8 protein-coding genes are annotated in these 17,527 nt (G+C 68.4%); all 8 read right to left on the bottom strand.

Annotation, left to right across the window (positions count from 1 at the left end):
• Position 1: 1 nt before the first annotated feature.
• From HV681_RS15015 to HV681_RS14980, 8 genes are read right to left on the bottom strand one after another with little or no spacing between them, the layout of a single operon-like run.
• A complete protein-coding gene (locus HV681_RS15015; protein WP_254594978.1) occupies positions 2-1,729 on the bottom strand; it encodes a TolC family protein in 1,728 nt (575 codons plus the stop codon).
• Between the two features lie 8 nt (positions 1,730-1,737).
• Complete coding sequence (locus tag HV681_RS15010; protein ID WP_175123822.1) at positions 1,738-11,877, bottom strand: putative Ig domain-containing protein; 10,140 nt, start codon at positions 11,875-11,877, stop codon at positions 1,738-1,740.
• A 38-nt stretch (positions 11,878-11,915) separates the two neighbouring features.
• Positions 11,916-13,466: a pilus assembly protein gene (locus HV681_RS15005; protein WP_175123821.1), complete on the bottom strand. Its 1,551-nt coding sequence runs from the start codon at positions 13,464-13,466 to the stop codon at positions 11,916-11,918.
• Positions 13,463-14,080: a hypothetical protein gene (locus HV681_RS15000; protein WP_175123820.1), complete on the bottom strand. Its 618-nt coding sequence runs from the start codon at positions 14,078-14,080 to the stop codon at positions 13,463-13,465. The genes HV681_RS15005 and HV681_RS15000 overlap by 4 nt, the downstream gene beginning before the upstream one ends.
• Positions 14,077-14,604, bottom strand: a complete 528-nt coding sequence (locus tag HV681_RS14995; protein WP_175123819.1) for a TadE/TadG family type IV pilus assembly protein — start codon at positions 14,602-14,604, stop codon at positions 14,077-14,079. The genes HV681_RS15000 and HV681_RS14995 overlap by 4 nt, the downstream gene beginning before the upstream one ends.
• A complete protein-coding gene (locus HV681_RS14990; RefSeq protein ID WP_175123818.1) occupies positions 14,597-15,562 on the bottom strand; it encodes a tetratricopeptide repeat protein in 966 nt (321 codons plus the stop codon). Before HV681_RS14990 ends, HV681_RS14995 begins: the two co-directional genes overlap by 8 nt.
• A complete protein-coding gene (locus HV681_RS14985) occupies positions 15,559-16,500 on the bottom strand; it encodes a type II secretion system F family protein (protein ID WP_175123817.1) in 942 nt (313 codons plus the stop codon). The genes HV681_RS14990 and HV681_RS14985 overlap by 4 nt, the downstream gene beginning before the upstream one ends.
• A gap of 22 nt (positions 16,501-16,522) precedes the next feature.
• Positions 16,523-17,506 (bottom strand): type II secretion system F family protein, encoded by a 984-nt coding sequence (locus HV681_RS14980; RefSeq protein ID WP_175123816.1) that lies wholly within the window; start codon positions 17,504-17,506, stop codon positions 16,523-16,525.
• Positions 17,507-17,527: the final 21 nt, after the last annotated feature.

Below are 17,527 nucleotides of genomic sequence, written 5' to 3'. Positions count from 1 at the left end.
GTCAGCGCGCTTTCACCGATTGGTTGTCCGCGCTGCCGGCGCTGGCGACGGAACCGACGCTGCTCCACAGATTGCCGGAGACGGTGCGCAGTGCGGGCGGCGCGGCGGGTTCGGTCACGGACGCAACGGGGTCGATCACGGGTGTCGCGATGGCCTGTCCGTTCGTGTCGATGGCTTGCGGCGCCACGGCCAGACGCGGAATGTCGACGTGGCCGCGTTCGATCTGCTGGTTGGTCTCGGCGATGTCGCGCGCCAGGCTGGTCAGGCTTTCATCGGAGATGCGTTCGGGCAGGGGATCGATCCCGGCGGCCTGGTAGATCGTGTTCTGCGCGTTGACGAGTTCGGCATAGCTCAGGTCGCGGGCACGCGTGGCGAGCAGGGTCTCGACCTTTGCGCGCACCACTTCCAGATGCGTCTCGGCGCTGCTGCGCGCGGCGTTCTCGGTCTGCACCTGAATCGCGTCCTGCAAACGGCTCAGTTCATCGGCGCGGCGGAAGGCGGTCTCGGCCCGCTGGCGTTCCAGCCAGGCGATGTGGACCTGGCTCAGCACGGTCATGCGCAAAGCCTGGCGGCGCAGTTCGGCCACCTGTTCGCGCGACTCGCCGGCGCGGGTGATCGACGACCACGACAGCACGCTGAGCAGGTTCCAGCTCACCTGCATGCCGGCGTCCGCCCAGCTGTTGTTGACCAGATACTTGTTGCTGTCGTAGTTCAGGCCGCCAAAGAGCGACGCGTTGGGCAAGAGGCGCAGCAGCGACATGCGCGTTTCCAGCACGGCGTTGCGCGCGAGGTAGCTTTCTTCGCGCAGTTCGGGGCGGCGGACCATCGCCAGGGCTTCGAGGTCCTGCAGTTCGTAAGCGAGCACGGGCGGCGCCATGGTGGCGGCGTCCGGCGTGGCCAGCTGGAAGTCCGCGCTGGGCGGCAGGTTCATCAGCGTGGCGAGGCGCGCCTTAGCCTGCGCCAGTTCGTTGTCCAGCGCCTCGGTCTGGCGCACCATGTTCAGCAGATCGCGCTGGTAGCGCAGCGCCAGGATGGGCGCGACCAGACGCTTTTGCTCCGTCTGGCGCGCGTATTCCAGCGTCTGGCGCGCTTCGGCCAGTGTCGAGGACACGCGGTCCTTCAGGCGTTCCGCGGTCACGGCGTTCCAGTACGCCGTGCGCGTCTGCCGGATGATGTCGGCCACGACGCGGCGGCGGCGCTCTTCGGCCGCCAGCGCCTTGTTGCCTTGCGCCTTGGCGCCGAAGTAGCTCAGGCCGAAGTCCAGCACGTTCCACGTCAGTTGCAGATCGGCCGTGTGCGTGTCGCGTTCCTGGCTGGTGGACGGCACCAGCGATTGCGTGCCGGTGGCCAGCGACTCGCTGGACGAACCGTAATCGTTGTTGCGGGCGCGCATGCCGGCGCGGGCGGTCAGCTTGGGCAGCATGCCCTGCTTTTGCACGTCGGTCAGGTCGTCTTCCAGCGCACGCTCCATCAGGGCCAGGCGCTGCTGCAGGTTGTATTTGACGGCGCGGGCGATTGCCTCGTCCAGCGTAATCGGGCCCGTCACCGGTTCCTGCTGCGCGAACATGGCGCCGCGGTCGGCCTGGTCGAGTTGCAGCAGGTCCTGCGTGCTCAGCTTCTCGGGCGGCGTGACGGCGCAACCGGCGAGAACGGCCGTGGCGAGCACGGTCAGGGCGAAGCGGCGGGCGCGATGTGTCATGGGCGTGGCGGAATCAAAGGTAGGAGTCATGTCTGGAATCAGCTTGCTGCATTGATGGTGATGGCCTGCCGGGCGCCGGCGGCCGTGTCGGAGGCGCCGCCCGCGGCGCCGTCGTCCAGGGAAGCGAGAAACTGCCGCGCCGCTTCCAGCACGTCGTGCGCGGCGCTGTGGCGAAGCTGCTGGGTCAGCGCGGGCTTGTCGGCGGCGAGGGTGTCGTCATGGGTGTCGTCACGTTTGGCGACGGCATCGCTGCCGTGCCAGGCGCCCACGCGCTCGGCGGAGACGGTGACGGGAATGGCGCGGGTTTCACCATTGGCCGCGCGCACCACCAGTTGCAGCGATAGCGTCTGGGCGTCGGCAAGTCCCGGCGCCACGATGAGGCCGCGCGCCGCATCGAGCCGCACGCCCGGCGGCAGATCGGAGCCGTCCGCCATGCGCAACGCCAGCGAGGCGATGGGACCGCTGCTGCGGATCAGGCCGTGCGGCAAGGCGTAGGTCTGCCGGTTGCCCGCCACGTCGGCGCGCCAGAGGCCCGTAATCGCGGCGCTGGCGAACGAGAGCCCGGGCGAGTCGGGGCTGGCCAGGACCACGAGCGGCGAACGGACCCCGCCGCCCGCATCCATCGTGAACGGGCGTGCCGCGTCGGCGTCACGGCGTTCCAGCGAGTCGGCCAGCAGTTCGTCGAGCAGCGCCGTCGATGTCCATTGCGGCGGCGTCGACAGGCCGTCGCGGATGGGAACGCTGAACGCATCGACCGATGGTGCGGGAATACCGCCGAGCGCCTGGCGCAGCGATCGGAACGCGTCGTCCCGCGTGTCGTCGGCAGTCGTGCCGGAGGCAAACACCGGGTCGCGCTGCCACGCGCTCAGATCCGGCGGCGGCACGTCGGCGGGGTTGCCGGGATTCGGGTTGGCGTTGGGGTCGGGCTGCGTGCCCGGATCCGTGCCGGGATTGGACCCAGGATCCGTGCCAGGATTCGTGCCCGGGTTCGGCTCGGGCTGCGCGGTGGCGACCGTCAGCGTGATGATGCGCGAGACGCTGGCGCCCGACGTGTCGGTGGCGCTCACGACCACGGCAACGCTGCCTTCGGCTGTCGCAGTCCCTCGGATGGTCAGGGTCGCCGGATCGAAGGTCAGTCCTTCCGGCAGGCCGTCAATCCGCCACGTGAGCGCATCGCCGTCGGCGTCGGTGAAGAGCCCGGCGGGGAACGTGTATGCGTAGGGCTCGCCCACCTGGACGACACCCGGTGTCAGCGCGATCCCGCTGTCGACGGGCGCGGTGTTCGGCGGCTCGACGGCTTCGAAGATCACGTCGCGCGACACGGATGCGCCTTCGGGATCCGTCACGGTGATGACGATCGTGTATTGCCCCGTCGCGGCAAGCACGCCGGAGATCGTGCGGGTGGCCGGATCGAAGGTCAGCCCCGCAGGCAGGCCGCTGACGCTCCACGTCAGCTTGCCGCCTTCCGGATCACTGAAAAGCGTTTCCGGCAAGGTCACCGTGTAATTGCGTCCGGCCAGCGCGGTCTCGGGCGTGTACGGGTCGGCGCCCGCGACCGGCGCCTGGTTGGGCAGGCGGACGGTCACGTCCACGTCATAGCCCGCGCTGACGATGTCGCCGTCGTTGAGCGTGATCGTGACGCTGCGCGTGCCAGGCGTGCCGCCGGTGCTGGCGTAGGTCACGCGGTGCAGCAGCGCATTGGCCTGCGCGCGGTCGACGGCGCCGGTGAAGCGCAGCGTCGCGTTGTCGCCGGTCTGCGTCAGCGTGGCGATGGGCTGGCCGTTGAACGAGATGACGTCCCCGGCGAGCGTGTAGCCGTCGCCGGCCAGGAAGCCGAAGCGGTCGCCGGCTTGTCCGCCGAGGGTGACGCTGGCGCCTTGATAGTTGTTCGCCGCATCCAGTTCGGCGTCCGAGAGCGCAAGCGTCGGCGCGACCGGCACGCCATCGCCGTCGATGATGTAGACGGGCTGCGGGGCCGGCGGGGCGTTCAGGACGTCCAGTTCGTCGCCCACCACGATCACGCCGCCATCGGCCGACACCGCAATCTGACCGGCCCCGGCCAGCCCGCTCTGCGAGCTGATCAGATTGAGCGTTGCCGTGGCGTAGTAGTTGAGCGTGCCGTCGGCCAGGGTCACGAACAGCGCCTTGCCATCCGCGGACAGTGCGATGCTCTCCACCGTCTGGCTGCCGGTGAGCGTGCCTAGATGCGTCAGCGCGCCGGTCGCCGCGTTCAGGCGGAAGGCATCGATGGCCTGGGGGTTCTCGTGCACTTCATACCCGCCGGTCCAGCCGTTGAACGAGGACGTGCGGCTGTTGGACACGAAGATCGTGCTGCCGTCGGCGCTGACGGCGATGTGCTGCAGGTTGGAGAACGAGACGGTCTGGCCGGCCGCGTCCGTGCCGCCGCCCTGGATGTGCGTCAGGACCGACAAGGCGCCGCTGCCGTCGCGGCGATAGACGATAAGCGTCGAACTCGAGCTGGTGTTGGTCACCACGAAGAGCAGGTCGCCGCGCACCGCGATGTCGGTGGGCTGCCACAGGAACGGCTCCGCGTTCATATCGCCGCTGATGGCGCCAATATATGTGAGCGCGCCGCTCTGCGCGTCGCGGTTGAAGTAGGCGATCCCGTAGCTGTTGATCAGGTACAGGTTTTTGCCGTCTTCGGACAACGCAATGCCCTTCATGTCGTTCAGGCTGCCGCCATCCAGTTCGTAATTGCTGGTGATGGTGGCCTGGTGGGTCAGCGCGCCGTCGGCGCTCACGCCGAACACGCCAATGGCGTTGCCGTCCGCGCGCAGGGCGTACAGGCTCTTGCCGTCGGCCGAGCTCACCAACTCTTTGATGCCCGCAAGATTGCCGACGCCGGCGAACGTGCGCACGTAAGTCAGCGAGCCGGTGTCGCCGTCGCGGCTGAAAACCGCGATGGCGCCCTTGCCGTCGGCCACGTAGACGCGCGCGCCATCGTCGGACACGACGCTGGCGGTGGGCTTTTCCAGACCGGGAATCGTCGTCAGATCCTGCACGTGCGTCAGGTCGCCCAGCGACAGCACCGGATCGGCATCGACGACCGGCGCATCGTTGATGGCCGTGATGTTGATGGAGAAGTCCATTGCCGTCGACGCGAGGCCGCGCTGGTCGGCCAGCGTCACGCTGATGGCCACGCTGTCTACGGGCGCATGGCTGCTGTTGGCGTAGGTGATCTGGCGCAACGTGTTCTGCACGTCGGCCTTGGTGGGAATGGAACCGGCCTCGTCGCTGAAGCGGATCGTCAGCACGCCGTCGGCGTGCGACACCGCGCCGATCGCCACGCCGTCCTTTTTCAGGACGCCGTTTTCCAGCGTCAGGCCGTTGCCGGGCTCAAAGCCCAGCGCGTCTGTGGCGCTCTTGCCCGAGCCCAGCGTGATCGTCAAGACAGCGCCGTCGTAGTTGCCCGCGCCGCCGTTGAAGGCGTCCATCTGCGCATCGGCAATCACGCTATCGGGCGCGATCAGGACGGCATCGGCGCGTTCGGTGTAGGACACGTCGTCGCCGCCGGTGACGGTGGGCGGCGTGTTGGGGCTGGTCGGGCCGGCCAAAGTGACCGTTGCGGCGTCATCCGCATCCGTCGAGCCATTGACGGTGTCCCATTCCTGCACGGTCAGGCTGATCGTGCGCGTGCCGCTCAGCGGGCTGGCGGCGTTGGCGTAGGTGAGGCTGTCGATGACCTGCGCGGCGCGTTCGCCCGACGAGTTCAGGTAAAGGGTCACGGTGGTGACGCCGTCGGCGATGGTCACCATGTACTGCAGGCCGGAGGCCGTGGTCTGCGGGCCGTTGGAATCCCTGTCCAGACGGATCTTGCCGCCGTCCACGCCCAGGATGTCCTGCGCGTTGGCCGGGCTGATCGTGACGATGACGCGGGCCACCTCCTGGCCGGATTCCACCGTGTCGACCGTGGTGCCTTCGAACAGCTTGACCGGTTCGCCTTCGGCCGGGAACGTGGGGTTCCGCGGCGTGGTGTCGATGATCGGCGCATTGTTGACGCCTTCCAGCTCGATCTCGGTCTGGAGTTCATCCTGATGGCCGTCGCCATCGTGCAGCGTGGTGCGCAGCACGATGGTCGCGCCGTCGCGGGTGGGATCGTTGCTGGCATTGCTGTAGGCGATGCGGCGCAGCACGTTCTGCGCATCGGCCTTACTGATGGCGCCCGTGAACGTCAGCGTCAGCACGCCGTTCGTCTGCGAGAATGTCGCGATGGCGACGTCGTTCAACAGAATCTGGCCACTGGCGGTGTCAAGGCGCAGGTTGTCGCCGTCGATAAAGCCGAAGCGGTCGTCGGCGTGCGCGCCGTCGGCGCGTTCAACCGAGATGCTGGCGCCCTTGTAGTCGCCCTGTCCGTTGTTCAGCGCATCGAGCTGCGGATCGGACAGCGTGGCCGACGGCAGGATGGCCACAGGCGCTGTCCCTTCCGTGTAGTGCGCGGCGGCGGGCTTCAGGTCCAGCACCAGCACGCCGTCGTCGAACGAGAATTGGCCCGTCAGATAGAGCTTCGTGCCGTCTTCGCTAATCGTTGCGCTGCGGATCTCGCCGAAGCTCACGCCGTCGCCAAACGGGTCGCCATAGCCCGAGATCTCGCCGACGCGCACGGGCACACCGTCCGCGCCGCGGCTGTACACGCCGATCCGGTCGCTGGCGATCTCGAACACGGCGGAGCCGTCCGGCGACACGACGATCTGCTTGACGTCTCCGGCCGGAAGCGTCGCGGCCAGCGCGGTGAGCCGGCCATCTGCGTCCACAGCAAGCGTATGCAGGCGATGCTGGTTGTCGTCGAAGTCGACCACGTAAAGCGTTTTGCCATCCGGCGAGACCGCCAGCGTCTGCGTGAAGTAGAACTGGTCCGCCGCGGCGGGGTCCTTGCCCTGAGCGGCCATGACGAACGCCGGGACGCCGCTGGGGTCCAGCGAGAAGACGCTCGCCAGCGTGCTGCCGCCGGACGTGCCCACGAAAAGGAAGCGGCCGTCGGCCGACAGCGTCAACGCATTGGCGCCGTCCAGTTGCAGGCCGGTGTCGCCCGCGTCGGTATAGGTATGGATCAGCGCGAGCGCGGCGCCGTCCTGCCGGAAGACCAGCAGGTTGTCGCCCGCCGTCGCGTAGACGAGGCCGCCGGTGGCGAGCACGTCGCGGATCATGCCGTATTCCGTGACGATGTCGGCACCAAAGGTGCCCTGCGCGGTAAGCATTCCCGTCGCCGCATCGCGAATGAAGAGCACGACACCCTGGTTGGCGACAACGTAAAGCGATTTGCCGTCGGCCGACACGCGCAGATCCGCGGCGCCGGCCAGCGCGCCGACTTCACCGTTGCCGATGGCCTGCGCGATGCGCAGCGTGCCGTCCGCGCTGCGCTCAAGCACGTACAGCGTGTTGACCTCCAGGTCGGCCTGCGCGTCCATGTTCCACTCGGTGGAGGTGCGCAGCAGGTAGAACTTGCCGTCCACCTCGAAAACATCGAGCACGCCTTCCAGCGCACTGGACGGCGCGCCGTCGGCAAGTTGGCTGATCAGTTCATTCGAGCCTACCGAATCGATGGGCGTGGTCAGCACCGGCGCTTCGAACTGCACGTTCACTTTGGCGACGACGTCCGGTTCGGCGGTGTCCTTGCCGCCGTTGTCTGTGCCGCCGCTGTCGCGCACGGCGGTCAGCGAAATGCTGCGCTCGCCCGTCGTCGGGGCGGCAGCATCGTTCGCGTAGGCAATGCCGTCCACCAGCGCCGCCGCCTGATCGCCCGTCATGCCGGCGGCGGGCGTGATCGTGATGGTGGCCACGCCGTTGGCCATGGTGACCGTGTAGGCGTGGCCCGATGAGGTCGTGCCGTTGCCCGCGACCAGCGCGATGGGGGTGCCGTCCACGGTCAGCGTTTCGCTGGCGCCGTTGGCCACGGGCGATACGGTGAGGGTCAGGCCGGCGATCGTCTGGCCATTCTCGACGGTCGAGATCGTGGTGCCGTCGAAGAGGCCAACGGCGGATTCACCGGGGCTGTATTTGACGTCGGCCGGCGTGGAGACAACAACCGGCGCGTCGTTCACCTGCGCGACCGTCAGCGCCAGCGCGACGCTGTCGACACCGCTCGCGTACTGGTCGCGCACCTGCACCTTCAGGCGGATGGCGGCGCCGGGGTCCTTGCTGTCGTGCGTGTAGGTCACCTGCTGCAGCACGGCGTTGGCGGTGGCGGTGCTGACCTGGCCGGTGAAGGCGATGGTGAGGATGCCTCCGGCGCTGGTGAAATCGGCGATCTTGTCGCCGTTCAAGCGGATTTCGGTGCCGGCCAGCGTGAGGCCATTGGCGTTGTCGAAGCCGAAGCGGTCGTTGGTGTTCGTGCCGCCGTCGCGCCCGATCGTGATGGTGGCGCCGTTGTAGTCGCCCGCGCCAGAGGCCAGCGCGTCGTAGTCTGCATCCCCGAACGTCAGCCCGGCCGCCGGTTTGACCGTCTGGCCTTCCGCATAGGCGCCCGTCAGCGCCTTCTCTATGTCGATGTGCCCCAGCCCGGCGGCGTTGTAGAAGCCGCCGACATACATCGACGATCCGTCCGGGGAAATGCCAAAGCGGAAGGCGCGATAGTTGCCCGAGGCGCCCTCATGGGCGATGGTCGTGACCAGGGTGGGCGCGCCGTCGGCGCCGATGCGGTAGACGTTCAGGGCGCCGGTCAGGCCGCCGGCGTAGAGGGTCTTGCCGTCCGCCGACAGTTCCAGACCCCACATCTGGGCGCCCACGGACGAAACCTTCGTGACCGTCTTCGCGATCGGGTCGAAGCGCAGCGTCAGGATGCCATTGCTTCCCGCCGACACGTAGATGGTGTCCCCCGACACCGCGATGCTGCGCGCGAAGTTGCCGACGTCACCCGTATGCGTCACGAGTTGCGTGAGGCTGCCGTCGGGATTGGCGGCGTAGATGGTCAGGGTATTGGCGCCAGCGACGAACACGCGGCCCTGCGCGTCGGCCTCGATGGCAGACGCGGTGCTGAAGGGTTGATTCTCGTACGTGCCGGAGGCCGTCAGTTCGCCGTTGGCGCCGATGCCGTAGGCGTACAGGGTGTTGCCGGCGATGCCGTACAGGTGGCCGTCCTGTGACGCGACAAGCTGCTTGACCTGCGTGCTGCCCAGTTCGGCGCTGTGGCCGCTGGCCGTGAGCGTGCCGTCCGCGTTGACGTTGAAGCCGGTCAGAAAATAGTTGCCGCCGTCGGCCTTCTGGCCGACGAGGTACACGTGTTCGCCGTCGGCCGAGTACACGGCCGACGCCGCGCTGAGCAGGCCCTGGATCTCGATGCCGTTGGCATCGTTGCCGTCGTTCTCGGCGCCCTGCACAAAGCGCTGCACCAGCGTCAGTTCACCGGTGTTCGGATTGCGCGTGAAGACGCTGAGCGTGCTGTTGCCCGCGGGGGAGACCTGATGGTTGTTCGTCCCGTTGCCCAGCACGATGACGGTGTAGCCGTCGTCCGACACCTGAACGCTGTAGACGTACTGGTCGTAGCCGTTGATCCGGCCATCCGAGGTGTAGCTCAGATCGCTGCCGTCGATGTCGAACGCGGGCGCGCTGTTGGCGGCTTCGGCGGCCGAGACGACGCGCAGCGTCATCTTGTGGTCCGCGGTCAGGCCTGCCTTGTCCGCCACGCGCACGGTCAGGACGTAATCGCCCTGCGTGGTGGGCGTGCCGCTCAGCGTGCGCGTGGCCGCGTTGAACACGAGGCCTGCCGGCAGCGCTTCGACGATGCTCCAGGTGAGGGTGTCGCCGTAACGGCTGTCCGGATCGGTGAACATGTCCGCACGCAGGGTGGCGGTAAAGCCGCCCTCTCCCGCGGTGACCTGCCCGAACGACGCCGGTGCGCTGCTGCTGACGACGGGCTCGCGATTGGGGGTCTGAACGACATCCAGGTTCAGATCCAGGGTCACGCTGGCGCCGTACGCATCGGTGACGGTGATGCGGATGGGATAGGCCCCGGCGACAAGTGCGGTGCCGGACAGGGTGCGGGTCTCGGGATCGAAGCTGATGCCGGCGGGCAACCCGGTGACGCGCCAGGTCAACCGGTCGCCGTCCGCGTCGTTGAAGAGGTTCTCCGGCAAGACGAGTTGATAGTCCTTCTCCGTGGTGACGGTCTCCGGCGTGTAGCCGTTGGCAACCCCGGCATCGACCTGCGGTCCCGTGTTGCTGCGGAAGCTGATGGACAGGGCTTCGCTGTTCAACGCGCCGTCGTTGGCCTGCACGGTCAGCGTAATGAACGTTCCGGCCGCGACGGCCGAATTGCCGTAGCTCACCTGTTGCAGCACCTGGTTCGCCACGGCGGTCGTGGCGTCGCCGGTGAAGCGCAGCGTCAGGGAGTCGCCATCGACGGTGTACGTGGCGATCTGGATGCCGCCGCGCAAGATGACGCCGTTGGTCATCGACAGCCCGTTGCCGCTCTCAAACCCGAACGCGCCGCCCGGCAGGGACGCCTTGATGGTCACGCTGGCGCCGTTGTAGTTGCCGGCGCCGCCGTCCAGCAGATCGTAATTGCGGTCGGACAGGCTGACGCGGTCGCCGAGAACGGTGTCCTGGCCCAGCGTCAGCGATTGCAGTGTCGTGTAGCGGGTCAGGCCATTGCCCGCCACCACCAGCGACATGCCGTCCTTGGACAGCGAGATGTCTGCGCCATTGGTCTTGCCTGCGGCGCTGCCCAGCAGCGTCAAGCCGCCGTCGCCGGACACGGCGTAGACACTGACGGTGCCGGCGGTGGTGGCGGCATACAGCAGCGTGCCGTCCGCGTTCAGCGTCAGGCTGCCGATGTTGTCGCTGGCCACCGTGCCCGCGCGCGTCAGCAGATTGTCGGCGCCAAGCCGGAAGACCGAGATGTTCCTGGCGCCCGGTTCGCCCACGAACAGCAGCTTGCCGTCGGCGGACATGCTGATCGCGTAGTCGACGGCGTCCTGGCCGGTCTTGTCCAGCAGGAGGCTGTCGACAAGATTCAGCACGCCATCCGCGTCACGTTGATAGATCTTGAGCGTGTGATTGGCGTTGATGCCCGCGCCGCTGTGAATGACCGTGACATAGCCGCCGGCCGTGGCAAGACTGGCGTTGCGCACGGCGTCCAGACGCTGGATCTGCGTGAGCGCGCCGGTGTCGGTGTCGCGGCTGTAGACGTGCGCCTCGCGGCCAAAGTTGTTCGACGCGTCCACGTAGAGCTGCGTGCCGTCTTCGGAGAGCGCCAATCCGCCGGTGGACCCGCCGCCCACCGATCGCGTGGCCGCATGGCTCAACGTGCCGGTCGCATCGACGCTGAACTGGATCAGATTGCCGTTGCTGGAGATCGTGTAGACCGACTTGCCGTCGCCGCTGACCACCAGATGATTGACCGTGCCCAGATCGGCCACCGTCAGGTCCTGCGTCTTGCTGAGCAGGCCCGAGGCCGCGTCCACGGTAAAGATGGACAGCGTGTTGTTGCTGCCCGCCGCGTAGACGAACCTGCCGTCGGCCGAATAGGCGACCTCGGTGGCGCCGGCCAGGCTGCCGGCGCCAAAGTGATCCGCTTCCTGCAGCAGGTCGCCCTTCACCTCGGGCGCCACGTTGATGCGGCTGTCGATGTCGATCGTCGCCGTGATGGCGGACAGGTCGGTCGTCTGGCCGCCCGCGTCGGACAGGCTCTTGAGCGAGACCGACACCTTGCCGCCGTCCACCGACTTGTCCAGGATCTGGTACGACATGCTGTCGATCAGCGCCGCGACGCTGGCAGGAGCCGGGTTGAACGCATCCAGTTGCAGAGTGATCGTGGTGGTGTTGCCGCTGACGGCGACCGTGTAGAAGTAGCCGTCGTCATCGGCGCGCGTCGTGCCGCTGCCGCCTTCGAGCGCGATGGTCTTGCCGTCGATCACCAGCGCCTGGTTCGCGCCGCTGCGATCCACCGTAACGACCAGTTGCGTCAATTCGTCCGTGCCGCTCGTCTGCGCGTGCACGTCGACGCCGCTGAACAGATCGACCGGCGCAAAGGTATCGCTGGTGTCGGTGACGACAACGGTCGCTTCGGTCGGCGTCGCGTCCACGCCGGGCGCCGTCTCGGTCGGCGGCACGGCCTGCGCGGCCACATCCACCGCCGTCGTCACGGCGGCGGCATCAAGCAGGAAGCGGGGTTCCAGGGCCAATGCCTGGCGGCGGAGCGTGGGGATTCGGCGGGAAGTCATGGAAGTCCTGGAACAAATGTGGTGATGCGGGGGTTGGCTTATTCGACGAGCGTGGTCAGCGCCGCGAGCTGGCGCAGTTCGTCGACGATGTCGTCGAGCCGGCTCTGGATGCGGCCTTCGGAGACCACGAAGTCCTTGCCGGACAGGTAGATCTGGTCCGATCCCTTTTCCGCGCAGACGGCCAGGCCGGGGCCGGCAATGCGGCGGAAGTTGGATGCGCTGCGGATCTGGCCGTCTTCGTCCGTTTCCTCGTCGCTGCCGGTGACGATCAGGTAGAACTTCAGATCGCGGGCGCGAAAGCTGCTGCACAGGCGGGCGAAGCGTTCGGTCACCACGTTGTCGTCGCCGCCGCCGTTGTCCGAGTCGCCATCGATCTTCTGGCCGACGTAGGCGTTGTAGGAATCGGTGTCGAACCAGCGCTGGCCCGTGGAGTTGGCCAGGAACACGATGGCCTTGACGCGATCGCCCGTGCCGTCGTCGAAGTCGCGGGGCAGATCGTCCTCCAGGCCCCAGCCGGACCCGCCCCGAAAGGCCGGCGCCAGCGCCATGGCGGCCCAGCCCATGGCGATGGCATGGTTGGTGTTGAAGCGCGTGCTCATTTCGTCGAGCCGTTCGCCGATCTTGCCCAGGTCGTTGGTCAGTGGCAGCAGCGCCGCGTGGGGGCAGCCGCGGTCGGCGACCATCCAGCGCGTGTCGTTCACGCCGTTGGCCTGGCCGAAGAACGGATTGGGGCCGATCCAGCGGATGGGCGGGGCGCCGGGGCTGCCGTTGTCGGGCAGATCGTGGCGGTAGTACACGCCAAACTGCCCGGCGGGCGGTTCGGTCCAGAAATAGTTGTCGCCGCGGTTCAGGCCGCGGTACATGCACAGCAGGTTGGCGCGCCGGTCGGGAATGCGGCGATCGGCCAGGCCCGCGTAACCGGAGCGGAACAGCGAGGTGAGTTCGACGGGGTTGAGCGCGCCCGGCTTGCTCCACAGGCGGATGCGGTTGGACTGCGCCGGATCGTAGACGCTGACCGCCTGGCTGTAGGGCACTAACGCGAGCCAGGCGCTGTCGGCGTCTTCCAGCAGGCGCGAGGCGAACGACTTGCCCAGCCGGCGCAGCGCGGCCAGATTGTTGGCGTCTTCGCCCAGCGAGTTGGGCAGCGCCAGCGCCACTTCCAGCGAGCGCTGGCGCGAGACGGCGGCCGACGCGACGGTGACGGCCTGGTCTGGCGTCTGCGAGAGGATGCTCGAGGCTTCGAACGTCGCCGTGACGCGCGTGCCGGGCATGTCGTTCTTCGTGATGGTCTCGGCCCGGACGGACAACGCGCGGCCCAGTTGTGCGCGATCCATGCCCAGGTTGACCGCCACGTAGCGTTCGGCGATGTCCTGGATGTCGGCGTCGCGGGACTTGGCGTAGGCCGCGGCGGACGCCAGCGCCGCTGCGTCGGTGGCGCGCTTGAGCTGTGCGGCGTCGGCGGTCATGCGCGTGCCGTCCGAGGCATAGGCGGCCAGGGCGGCGACGGCGCCGATCAACAGCAGGAGGAATACGGCGGAGGCGCCGCGTTGGCGGGCCAGCGAGAGGACGCGGTCGGGGCGTTGCTTCATGGTTGGGCGTAGGCCAGGCCGGAAGCGACGCTTTCCGCGCGCAGCGTTTCATCCAGCGTGATGGTTCGGGAGGTGGCGCGGAACACGGCGGCCGTTTGCAGCAGGTCGGGCAGCGGCATGCCGGCCCAGATGGAGATGTCGGCGGTGTCGCGGCAGGCCTTCACCACGATCATCGACAGGGTGCTGTTGTCCACGTTGCTTTCGCCGGTGTCGGGGCGGTCTTGCGGCAGGACGCCGGTGTATTGACCTCCGGAGGCCGGCGCGTCGCACAGGTCGCCTGCGCCGCCGCGCTGCAACGCCCAGGCGATGCGGCCGGACTCGAGCACGTTCAGGATGATGAGCTGCTGCATCTCTTCGTGGCCCTGCATGGCAAGCTGCGCCAGCATGTCGACGCCGGCGGCGGTCAGGGAAGGTTGCGCCGCGATGTTCAGCGCCATGGCGCCCGCGGCGTTCTCCACGCGGATGCGTTCGCTGTGGATGCGCTGCATGTCGGCGCCGATCATGCCGACGCCCAGCAGGATGGGCAGCGCAAGCGCCGCTTCCACGGCCAGCGCGCCGCGCTGGCGCCGGCGCGGCGTCGCGGCGTCGCGGGGTGGACGCGGGGCGGCGGTCACGGCTGGGATTCCTGGTTGCGTTGCGGCAGGTAGGCCAGCACCTGCTGATAGCGATAGCGGAAGGCGCCGCTGTCCACGCCCAGGAGACGCGGCAGGGGCGTGATGAAGTCCTTGCGCACGTCGACCTCGATGCGCCACGCGGGCACGTTGGTCAAGGCCGCCGCCTGGGTCTCGTCCTCGCCACCGCCGCCGCCCATCGCGTCCAGCGAAGCAAAGCGCTCGACTTCGACGGTGGCGATGTTCTCGTCGTCCAGGTAGTTGTGCGAGGCCGCCACCATGCGCGAGCGCACCAGCGACTCGATGGCGCCGCCGTCCTGCATGCCCGCCGCGCCGTCCTGGCGGAACTGCTGCACGGCGCGTTCCAGCGCGCTGGCGCCCATGTTGATGGTCAGTCCGATGTTGGCCAGCTCCATGAACATCATCGCCGCGGCGATGACGACGGGCAGGACGTACGCGGCTTCGACGGACAGCGAGCCGCGTTGGCTGCGCAGGGACCGGCGCGCGCCGCACGCGTGATCAGCCATTGCCGTTTGCCTCCTTTTCGCGCAGCAGCAGCACGTGGCGGCTGGCGGCCATCAATTCGCTGCCCACGGCGGCCCCGTCGCGGATGCGCTGGCGGCGCTGCGCGAAGTCGGCCAGCGCCTGCGGCACGAGCGCGGGCGCCATGATGCCTTCGAGCGTCTTGCGCGCCGCGGCGTCGTCGCCCTGCAGCACCTGCGCGAAGGCCAGGTTCAGCTTGAGTGTCGGCAGCTGGACCGCGTCGGCCTGCGACAACAGGCGGATGGCTTCCTGCGCATCGCCGCTGGCCAGGTGCGACAGCGCCAGGTTGTTCAGGACACGGAAGTCCGAGGGATCCAGTTCCCACGCCTGCGCCAGCAGCTTGCGGGCCTGCGCGTGGTCGCCGCTGGCGTCCAGCAGCACGCCCTTGGCGTTCAATGCGGCGACGTTGTTGGCGTCGGCCGCGAGTGTGCAATCGAAGTCCTGCAGGGCGGCGTCGCTCTGGCCCATCGCCATGCGGGCGCGGCCCAGGCCGTTGCACAGCGTGACTGTCGCGGCGGGCGTGAGCGTCGTACCCGCTTCGTTCAGGGCGCGGCGGGCGCGGCCGAACAGGGCCAGGTTGTCGCGCGGCGATTGGGTGGGCGCGGCCACGCTGGCGTACTCCAGCAGCTCCAGCGGCTTCAGGCTGCCGCGCTGTTCAAGCTGGGCGTAGACGCCGGCCGCGCCTTCGTAGCGGCCCTGGTCGCGCAATAAGCGCGCGAGCTTCAGACCTTCGGCCGCCGCGTCGCCGTTGCTGGCGAGCGGGCGCGGCGAGGCCGTGTTGCCGCTGGACTGGGTCAACAGGTTGCGGCTGCTGGGCGCGGTGGCGGAATCGGACTTGCTGAATGTGCTGCACGCGCTCAGCAGCGCGGCCATCAGCACGACGCCGGCGGCGCGGGTCAGGCGCATTGTGGGCAGCGGGAACATCGGAAGGGTAGCGGTCATTGCATCAGGGTCCGGATAACGCGCATGAGCGCGGGCGTGGCGACGATGGCGACCACCGGCGGCAGGATGAGGGTCATGAGGGGAACGCTGAGCTGCGCGGGCAGCTTGCCGGCCTTCTCTTCCAGTTCAAGGATGAGGCGGCTGCGGCTCTCCTCGGCAATCGTGCGCAGCGCCTGCGCGAGCGGCGTGCCGTAGCGTTCGGCCTGCACCAGCGACCCCACCATGCTTTCGATGGTGGGCACGCGCGTCCGGTCGGCCAGGTGGCGCAGCGCGGCGGCGCGGTCGGGCAGCAGTTGCAGCTCGGCGCTGGTGAAGGCCAATTCATCGGCCATGGCGGGCGCGCTGAAGGCCAGTTCCCGCGACACCACTTTCAAGATGCGCGGAAACGGCAGGCCGGCCTCGGCGCAGATCACCATCAGGTCCAGCGCGTCGGGCATGCTGCGGGCCAGCGCTTCGTGACGCCGGCCGGCGCGCAGCTTGACCAGGACTTCGGGCAAGGTGGTGCCGACGAACAGCGAGATCAGGCCCACGGCCAGGCCGGTCAGGCCGAAGCGCGTCTGCGGGCTGGTCAGCAGCCACAAGGCCAGCGCGCACAGCACGACGCCGCTGCCGTACTTGGCGGCCATGAAGAGGCCGCTGGCCTCGGGGCGCCGCCAGCCGGCCTGCGCCAGCAGGCGTTCGGTGGCCAGGCGGTCCTGCTCGGTGCCGGCCAGTTTCATGCCGAAGGCGGCGATGCCTTGGGCGACGGGAGGCAGCGGCGAGCTGGAGTCCAGCGCGATGGAGGCCGTGCTTTCGCCTGCGCCTCGGCCACGGCGGCCCAGCCGCTCGTGCAAAGGATTGCGGCGCGACTCGGCGCGCAGCAGCCAGACGGCCAGCACGATGCCGGCGATGAAGGCCAGGAGCAGCAGGGGCGCCAGGGGATCGGAAAAGAGGGGCATGGCAGCTAGTCGCGGGGCAAGGTCAGCGGATCCGCTTGACCATCAGATGGGTGATGAACAGGCCCAGCCCAACGCTGGCGGCGGCGTAGATCATCACCTTGACGCCCGCCGCGTCGTTGAACATGAAGCGGAAGTCGTCCGGGGAGTTCAGGTACATGTAGAGCAGCACGCCCGGCACCAACAGGGCGACGATCTTGGCCGAGGCGCGCGCCTCGGACGTCTTGGCCTGCACCTTCATGCCCAGTTCGGCGCGCGCGCGCAGCGTGGCGGACAGGCGTTCCAGCGTGTCGCCGAGCCGGCCGCCCGACTCCTGGCTGATGATGAGAATGACGGCAAAGAAGCGGTACTCCGGCAGCGGCACGCGCTCGGCCGACGATTGCATGGCCTGCTTGAGCGGCACGCCGAGCTTGAGCCAGTTCTCGATCTCGCGCAGCTCGGGCGCCAGGGGGCCGTGCAGGTGATCGGCGGCGATGCCGAACGCGCTTTGCAGCGGCACGCCCGAGCGGCAGATGCGGGTGATGCCGTCGATCGCTTCGGGCAGGCTGCGCGCCAGCGCGGCCAGGTGCTTGGTCATGGCCTGTTGATAAAGCATGGAGCACAGCGCCACCCACAGCAGCGGCGCGGCCAGCAGCGCCAGCACGAAGGGCGTGCCGGTCATGCGCACGAGCGCCAGGGCGCCAACCAATGCAACGGCGGCCGAAATGAGGATGCGCTCGCGCAGCTTGGGCAGCCAGCCCAGTGCGCGAATACCGTCGCGCAGACGCGCCAGGCGTTTGCCCAGCCACGGCCAATTGGGCAAGAGGTCGTCCTGCCCCGGCAGCGCGATGGAATCGGGCGCTTGCAGTACCGCGGCCGCCAGGCCGCTTTCGCGCTGCATCTGCAGGCGCAGCGCGGCCAGGCGGGCGGCCATGGCGTCTTCGCGGCGCTGGCGCCGGCTGTTGGCGCGCACGGCGAAAAATCCGATGAACACCAGAAAGAAAACGAGCAGGGTGAAGAGATCGAGCATGTCCGCGCTGCCTTGCCGCCG

The organism is Achromobacter animicus, from assembly GCF_902859585.1.
Classification (GTDB): domain Bacteria; phylum Pseudomonadota; class Gammaproteobacteria; order Burkholderiales; family Burkholderiaceae_B; genus Achromobacter; species Achromobacter animicus.
The sequence above is the reverse complement of the archived record's forward strand: the minus strand, read 5'-3'. Positions and strand labels throughout refer to the sequence as shown.

What these genes read in the sequence shown, in the direction of transcription:
- HV681_RS15015 (WP_254594978.1), bottom strand. Translation starts at nt 1,729, where the DNA reads ATGACTCCTACCTTTGATTCCGCCACGCCCATGACACATCGCGCCCGC.
- HV681_RS15010 (WP_175123822.1), bottom strand. Translation starts at nt 11,877, where the DNA reads ATGACTTCCCGCCGAATCCCCACGCTCCGCCGCCAGGCATTGGCCCTG.
- HV681_RS15005 (WP_175123821.1), bottom strand. Translation starts at nt 13,466, where the DNA reads ATGAAGCAACGCCCCGACCGCGTCCTCTCGCTGGCCCGCCAACGCGGC.
- HV681_RS14995 (WP_175123819.1), bottom strand. Translation starts at nt 14,604, where the DNA reads ATGGCTGATCACGCGTGCGGCGCGCGCCGGTCCCTGCGCAGCCAACGC.
- HV681_RS14990 (WP_175123818.1), bottom strand. Translation starts at nt 15,562, where the DNA reads ATGACCGCTACCCTTCCGATGTTCCCGCTGCCCACAATGCGCCTGACC.
- HV681_RS14985 (WP_175123817.1), bottom strand. Translation starts at nt 16,500, where the DNA reads ATGCCCCTCTTTTCCGATCCCCTGGCGCCCCTGCTGCTCCTGGCCTTC.
- HV681_RS14980 (WP_175123816.1), bottom strand. Translation starts at nt 17,506, where the DNA reads ATGCTCGATCTCTTCACCCTGCTCGTTTTCTTTCTGGTGTTCATCGGA.